This window comes from Pseudomonadota bacterium (assembly GCA_030860485.1).
GTDB lineage: Bacteria > Pseudomonadota > Gammaproteobacteria > JACCXJ01 > JACCXJ01 > JACCXJ01.
The window spans coordinates 1-7,253 of sequence record JALZID010000251.1 but is presented as its reverse complement, the minus strand read 5'-3'; the positions used below and the strand labels follow the sequence as shown (position 1 = coordinate 7,253).

7 protein-coding genes are annotated in these 7,253 nt (G+C 67.4%); all 7 read right to left on the bottom strand.

The features are described from left to right. Nucleotides 1-239 precede the first annotated feature (239 nt). The 7 genes from M3461_15545 to pilW all read right to left on the bottom strand — a co-directional run bounded on the left by M3461_15545 (nt 240) and on the right by pilW (nt 7,207). The gene (locus M3461_15545; GenBank protein MDQ3775654.1) at nt 240-773 is read right to left on the bottom strand and encodes an HAD hydrolase family protein; all 534 of its coding nucleotides are present in this window, start codon (nt 771-773) and stop codon (nt 240-242) included. Next, the gene (gene der, locus M3461_15540) at nt 763-2,193 is read right to left on the bottom strand and encodes a ribosome biogenesis GTPase Der (protein MDQ3775653.1); all 1,431 of its coding nucleotides are present in this window, start codon (nt 2,191-2,193) and stop codon (nt 763-765) included. The genes M3461_15545 and der overlap by 11 nt, the downstream gene beginning before the upstream one ends. Beyond that, on the bottom strand, nt 2,190-3,335 hold the full coding sequence (gene bamB / locus M3461_15535) for an outer membrane protein assembly factor BamB (protein MDQ3775652.1): 1,146 nt from the start codon (nt 3,333-3,335) through the stop codon (nt 2,190-2,192). Before bamB ends, der begins: the two co-directional genes overlap by 4 nt. Nucleotides 3,336-3,438: 103 nt before the next feature. Then, nucleotides 3,439-4,110, bottom strand: a complete 672-nt coding sequence (locus M3461_15530; protein MDQ3775651.1) for a tetratricopeptide repeat protein — start codon at nt 4,108-4,110, stop codon at nt 3,439-3,441. 31 nt (nt 4,111-4,141) lie between these two features. Beyond that, nucleotides 4,142-5,446 (bottom strand): histidine--tRNA ligase, encoded by a 1,305-nt coding sequence (hisS, locus tag M3461_15525; protein MDQ3775650.1) that lies wholly within the window; start codon nt 5,444-5,446, stop codon nt 4,142-4,144. A 23-nt stretch (nt 5,447-5,469) separates the two neighbouring features. Then, nucleotides 5,470-6,450, bottom strand: a complete 981-nt coding sequence (locus tag M3461_15520; protein ID MDQ3775649.1) for a DUF4115 domain-containing protein — start codon at nt 6,448-6,450, stop codon at nt 5,470-5,472. Further along, nucleotides 6,428-7,207: a type IV pilus biogenesis/stability protein PilW gene (gene pilW / locus M3461_15515; GenBank protein MDQ3775648.1), complete on the bottom strand. Its 780-nt coding sequence runs from the start codon at nt 7,205-7,207 to the stop codon at nt 6,428-6,430. The genes M3461_15520 and pilW overlap by 23 nt, the downstream gene beginning before the upstream one ends. Nucleotides 7,208-7,253: the final 46 nt, after the last annotated feature.

Here is a 7,253-nt window from a genome sequence, read left to right as displayed (position 1 = left end):
AAGTCAGCAATGCTGAATTGGCCACGGTCCAGCCCACGCCAGACGAATTCCACGGCGAATGGAACTACAGTATTCATCCCACACCAGCCCGATAATTGTTCAAGTTATTTATGCTAGATGCCTTAGCTAATCCCCAAGCTCAGGACAAGGGAGAGTGTTCGAGACATGGATAGTCGCGGGGGCACAAGCAAGTGCCCCAGTAGCGGGTCGGACTGCCCTGCAGGAGGCAGCACGATGGATCAATCCGCCCGCCGCATCCCGGCCGCGATGATGATCTCCGCGAATTCCCGGAACGCCCCGTAGCCGCCGTGGGCGGTGCACACGATGTGGGCGTTCTCCCGAACATCTGCGAAGGCATCGCCGGGACAGGCGGATAGGCCCGCGAGGGCCATGGCCGCGAGGTCGTTGACGTCGTCTCCGATGTAGGCGAGGGCCTGGAGCGGGAGGCCGCGACCAGCGGCGATGGTCTGTAACACCGCGGCCTTGTCCTCGATGCCGAGATGGCATTCGGTAATAGAGAGCTTTTCGGCGCGCTTTTTCAGCGCCGGCGATCCCTCGCCGGAGACGAGGGCCGTGTCGATCCCTGCGAGCTTGCGGAGGCGCTCCACACCCATGCCGTCGCGGATATGGAAGCGCTTCGAGACCTCGCCGACACCCGAGTAATAGACGCCACCGTCCGTCAAAACCCCATCGCAATCGCTCACCAGGAGCCGGATCCCTCGCGCCCGCTCGATGATCTCGGCCGTGAGCGCGGCGCAGGGGTCAAACGGCATGGTCGGGCATGCGTTTTCGCGGCGGCGCCGGCCGCGGTTTGTTCACAGGGTGCCTCTGGCCGGCCGGTCGATTCCCAGAGGGTTTATTGCCAGAGGGTCTATTGACATACGGATTGGCGTCCTGGCGGAGCTCGACGCGCAACGGGGTGCCCTCGATCCCCAGGGCTTCGCGCAGCGCGCGCTCGAGATAACGCCGGTAGGGCTCGGGCAGGCACGCGCTGCGATGCCCGTGCACCACGACGCGCGGCGGGTTGTGGCCGCCGAGATGCGCGTAACGGAGCTTGATGCGCCGGCCGGCGACGAGCGGCGGGGGATGGTCCCGGACGGCGCGCTCCAGGATGCGGGTCAGTGCCCCCGTCTGGACCTCTACGAAGGCCGAGGCATGGGCCCGATCGATGGAAGCGTAGAGCCCACCGACGCCACTGCCGTGCAGGGCCGAGAGGTAATGGACCCGGGCGAAATCCAGGAACGTGAGCCGCCGGTCCACCTCCTTGTGGACATGGTCGCGCTGCTCGGGGGCCAGCCCATCCCATTTGTTCACCGCGACCACGAGCGCTCGCCCCGCCTCGATGACCATGCCGAGCAACGCAGCATCCTGCTCGGTGACCGACTCGCCGGCATCGAGGACCACGACCACAACATGGGCGCCATCGATCGCCTGCTGGGTCTTGACGACGCTGAAGTGCTCGACGGTCTCGCGGATCCGGGCGCGGCGCCGCATGCCTGCCGTGTCGATGAGGACATACGGCCGGCCATGGCGCACGAACGGCACCGCGATGCTGTCTCGCGTGGTCCCGGGCCGATCGTAGACCACCACGCGCTCTTCCCCGAGCATGCGGTTGACGAGCGTGGACTTGCCCACATTGGGTCGACCGACGATGGCGACGCGCGTCCCGGCATCGGGGATCGGATCCGCCTCGTCCGGATCGACAGAGACGTGCCCCAGCGCACTCTCGAGGAGCGCCACGAGTCCCTCCCGATGGGCGCTGGAGACGGCAAGCGGGGTGCCGAGCCCCAGATCGAAGAATTCCGCGACGGCGGTCTCCGGATCGAGCCCCTCGGTCTTGTTGACCGCGATCCGGACCGGTTTCCCGAGGCGCCGCAGACGGCGCGCGATGTCCCGATCCCCAGCCGAGATCCCCGCGCGACCATCGACGACCAACAGCACCATATCTGACTCGGCCGCGGCGCGCAGGGCCTGGTCTCTGACCAGCGCCGCAAGCCGCTCTCGGTCATCCCCGAGGCCGCCGGTATCGACGCAGACATAACGGCGTTCCCCGAACGTCCCGTGCCCGACGATGCGATCGCGGGTCATGCCCGGGGTATCCGCGACCAGGGCATCGCGGCTCCGTGTGAGCTGGTTGAACAGGGTCGATTTGCCCACGTTCGGCCGCCCGATGATGGCGAGCACTGGTGTCATGGGGCGACCCGATAGGCGCCCAGGGTGCCGCCGCTGCTGTAGGCGATCACCACATCATCGACGACCAGCGGCGCGGCCATCATGCGCTCATCGTCGAGCCGCACGCGCGCGGCCAGCTGGCCGTCTTCCCGGCTAAGCCAGTGCAGATAGCCCTCCACGTCGCCGACCACCAGATAGTCACCCGAGCTTGACGGGGCGGTTAGGGCGCGGCCAGCGAGCTGTTCTTGCTCCCAGTTGGTACTGCCGGCCAGACGGTCCAGAGACCAGACGTGACCCTTGTCGTCGGTCACGTAGAGGTTGTCCTCGTCCACCCCGACGCCGGCATAAGACGATAAGGTCTTGTCCCATACCAGATCGCCGTCCTGAAGATCGAGCGCCACGACTCTGCCCTGGAAGGTGGCGACATAGAGGTGGTCGTCGTAGAGGACCGGTTCGGCGTCGATGTCCACCATGCGTTCGAGGTCCGAGCGGCCGTGCGGCTGGGCGACGCCAACCTCCCAGGCCGGCTTGCCGGTCTTGACCTCCAGGGCCACGAGCGCCCCGCTGTCGAAGCCCACGATCGCGAGGTCCTCGGACAAGACCGGCGCGCTGGTCCCGCGCAGGGTCAAGACCGGCACCTGCTTGTCGTAGACCCAGACCCTCGTGCCGGCGGTGCCATCGATGCCGAAGACCTTGCCGTCCCCGGTCCGCACCACGGCCACGCCGTCCTCGATCCGGGGCGGCGCGAGCACCTCACTGCTCACCGCGGCGGTCCAGACCAAAGAGCCATCCGCCTGGGACAGCGCCAGCACCTCGCCATCCGAGGTGCCGACCAGGACCAGGCCCTCGCCGAGACCCGGCCCCCCGGAGATGGGCATGTCGGTGTCGCGTTCCCACAGGGCGTCGCCGCTCTCGATGCCGATGGCGCTGACGGTCCCTTCCCGATCGGCCACGTACACGGTGCCCTCGGCGGCCGCCGGCGCGAGCTTCAAGAACAGTGCGTCGGTGCCCTCGCCCACATCGTCGTTCCAAAGCTCCTGGATCGCGATGCTCGGCTCGAGCTCCTGGAGTGGGGTGATGACCTGTGCCGGCTCTTCTTCCTCCAGCAGATCGCTCATGTACTCCGGGATCCCGCAACCCGGCAGGACCGCCAGGAGGGCCAATACGCCAATAGGATATAAAGAATAAAGAAAATTCCAGAGGGGCCTTGCCCATCGCTCACGCCCTGCCCATCGTTGACGCCCTGTCCATCGTTGAGACATGGGGTCAGGGTGCCGGATCGGAGATCCCGAGGGCGTCCAGTTTGAGCTGCAAACTGGTTTGACTTGGCGGGCCGGACTCGCCGGCGCCTCCAGCCAGTTTCAACGCCTCGTCGTAGGCCCGGCGCGCCTCGGCTACCCGGCCCTGCGCGCGCAGGACATCGCCCTTGAGCTCTTGATAGCTGGCGGACTCGGGACCGTCCTTCAACTCTTCGACCAGCGACCAGGACTTGTCGGTCTCACCCGCGGACAGGAGAACGCGCGCGAGACGCAGCTTGGCGAGGCGCTTGAGCGGTGCGTGTCGGGTGTGATCCAGCACCCATTGCAGATGTCCCCGGGCCTTCTCTAGATCGCCGGCCTCGACCGCGAGCCGCGCCAGGGCGAGGGTCGCGAACGAGGCGTATACCGTGCCATCGTGCTCATCGAGGATCTGCTCCGCCTGCCCGGCCAGGGTGCCGGTCTTGTTCTCGGCAGGCTTGTTCTCCGCGAGGGCCGTCACGAGCTGCTCGAAGCGGCTGGAGGCCTGCTCGGCATCCACATGCGCCTCGGCCTGCCAGGCCCGCCACGCATACAGCCCGCCGAGACCGATACCCACCCCGGCGAGGATCGGCATGCCGTTCTTCCGCCACCAGGTCTTCAGTACCTCCACTTGTTCTCGGTCCGATGAATAGGGATCCATGCCGAGTCCCGCCTATGAGGATAAGAAAAATTTACGCCTCTGCTTTCAGGGAGCGCCCGAGCACCCGCCCCCCGAGCATCCGCCCGATGTGGCCGGCGAGATCTCCCTGCCCCACGCTCTCTTGCTCGCTCGCCTGGCACAAGAGCTTCACACCCGCGACGCCCTGCCGCACCTCGTCCGCGCCGAGGATCACCGCGATCCGCGCCCCACTTCTGTCCGCCCGCCGGAATTGGGCTTTGAACCCACCACCGCCACAGTTGGCCGAGAGCCGGAGGCCGGGCAGCGCGTCGCGCAGGGACTCGCCCAAGGGCAGGGCCGCGCGCACCGCCTCCTCGCCGACCGCGATCATAAAGACGTCGCAGACCCCTTCCCGCCCTTCCCCACCGGCTTCAAGGAGCGCGACGATGCGCTCCAGCCCCATGGCGAAACCGACCGCCGGGGTCGGTGCCCCGCCGAAACACTCGACCAGGCCATCGTAACGCCCGCCGGCGCAGAGGGTCCCCTGGGCCCCGAGCCGGTCGGTGATCCATTCGAACACCGTGCGATTATAGTAATCGAGGCCGCGCACCAAGGTCGGATTGATCACATAGCCGATCCCGGCCCCGTCCAAGAGGTCCCGAAGCACCCGGAAATGCTCGGCCGATCCGGGGTCCAGGTAGTCGGCGAGCCGGGGCGCGTCGGCGATGAGCGGATCCATGCGGGGCTCCTTGCTGTCCAGGATCCGGAGCGGGTTGCGGTCGAGACGCCGGCGGCTGTCTTCGTCCAGGCTCGATTCATAACGACCGAAATAGTCCCGCAGCGCCTCCCGATATGCGGCCCGTGCCGGCGCGTTGCCGAGCGAGTTGATCTCGAGCCGCAGCGCCCCGATACCGAGCGCCCGCCACAGCCGCGCCGTCAGGGCGATGATCTCCGCATCGATATCGGGTCCGGCCATGCCGAAGGCCTCGGCCCCGATCTGGTGGAACTGCCGATAGCGGCCTTTTTGTGGCCGCTCGTGGCGAAACATGGGACCCGCGTACCAGAGCCTCTGGATCTGGTTGTACAGGAGCCCGTTCTCGAGCCCGGCCCGCACACAGCCGGCGGTCCCCTCCGGTCGCAGGGTCAAGCTGTCGCCGTTGCGGTCCGGGAAGGTGTACATCTCCTTCTCGACGATGTCCGTGTCGGCCCCGAGCGAGCGCGCGTAGAGGCCCGTGTGCTCGACTATCGGCAGGCGGATCTCGCGATAGCCATAGGCCGAGAGCACCGAGTACACGGTCTCCTCCATCCACCGCCAGCGCGCGCTGTCCTCGGGCAGGATGTCCTTCATGCCGCGTAGGGCTTTGATCTGACCTTCCAAATGGGGTGGTGCAGGGGACGGGCTTAGCGACGCCCGTCGGCCGCGGACGGATCACCGACCGTGAAGCGCGCCACCCGGCCGTGCGACCAGGGGGTGAAGTCGAACGGCTTGCCGTTGTAGAAGACGTCGACATCGGGGGCATTGCCGAGCACCACGCGAAACGGTGGCTCGCCGGCGACGTTGATGACCTGACCGGCGGCCGCCAGGGCGTAATAGAGCTTGGCGCCGCGCGCGTCCTGAACCTCGGTCCACGACTCACGGTCGAGCTCCAGCACCAGCTTGTGCCCCGCCGCAAGAGGGGCATCCTCCGACACGACCGGCGATTCCACAGCCGCCGGAGCGGAAGACGGAGACGCGCGCCCGTCGGCGACCGTGCCCGCCTCGGGCGCCGTCGCCAGCGGACCGGCGGGCGGGGTCTCGGGATGGGGTACGACCTCGTAGGTATACGGCACACCACCCGAGGTCGCAGCGCCCGGCGCGGCCCGGTCTTCGGGCGCAGTCGGCGCCCTGCCCACAGCGGGCGCCCCGGGGTCGGCATCGCCCGCATCGAGCCCCGCATCGATAGCGACATCATCGACCACGGGGCTCCAAAAAGATGCGACCGTGAGCCCCACGAGCACCACGACGACGGCCAGGGTGGCGATCTTGAGCCCACCGCCGGGCGTCACATTCTGGCGCATCACTCTGCCGCTTTGGGCGGTCACGACCACCGGCGTCTCGGCGCTCGGCAGTGCGGCGAGCACGCTCTCCTCGCCCAGCCCCACGATGCGGGCATAGGTCCGCACATAGCCCCTGACGTAGATCGGCGCCAAGCCCTCCAGGCGATCCTCTTCGATGGCACGCAATACCGCCACCGGCACCCGGATCCGCTGCGCGATGCCCTCGATGGGGATGCCGCGCGCCTCGCGCGCCTGGCGCAGGCGCGCGCCCAGGGACGAAGGCGGGCTCGCGCCGCCAGACCCTGGGCTATTGTCCCGAGATTTATTGTCCGACCGCTTCGTCATGGCCACCGCGACGCTCCGATTCCGTCAACAGGCGGGTCTCTTCCGATTCCGGAAAGCGGCCCTTGAGGGCCACGGAATAGCTCCCCACCGCATCCGCATCCCCGAGTTGGCGCTCCACGCGCACGCCGAGCCAGAGACTACGCGCGCTGTGCTTCGCGACCTCCGAGTAACGCGCGAGATAGCCGCGGGCCTTGAGATACTGGCCCTGGCGATAACTCACCTCGCCCATCTCGAGGAGCGCTTCCGGTACGTTCGGGTTGCGATCGAGCGCCGCGCGCAGCTTTTCTTCCGCGCGGCCGAGATCGCCCCGGCGGGCGGCACACACCCCCTGATTAGTGAGCGCGATCTCGGGGGTCGGATACAGCGGGTTCGCCAGGGCCTTCTCGAACATCTGGTCGGCCTCCGCATCGCGGCCGACCTGGCACAGGTACTGGCCGTAGTTGCTCCAGGCGCCCGAATCCTTGGGGTCCAATTCGACCGCCTTGCGGAAAAACTCCTCGGCCTTGTCCATCTGACCGGTACGGCGGTATACCTCGCCCAGCATGCTGTATGCGCTCGAATAATTGGGATCGTCCTCCAGGGCCTTCTTGAGCTTGACGATGGCGGTGTCGTAATTGCCTGTCCTCATGTATTCGACGCCGAGCTGGGTATTGATCGCGGCCTTGTCGCTGGGGATGTAGCTCGGATCCGGCACCTCCTCGGTCGTGGCACAGCCGGCGAGCGCGAGCGCCAGGAAGGGCGCGCAGCGCCGTTTCATACAGCCTCGTCTCATAGCGGGGTTGCGACGGCGGGCCGGTGGCGGG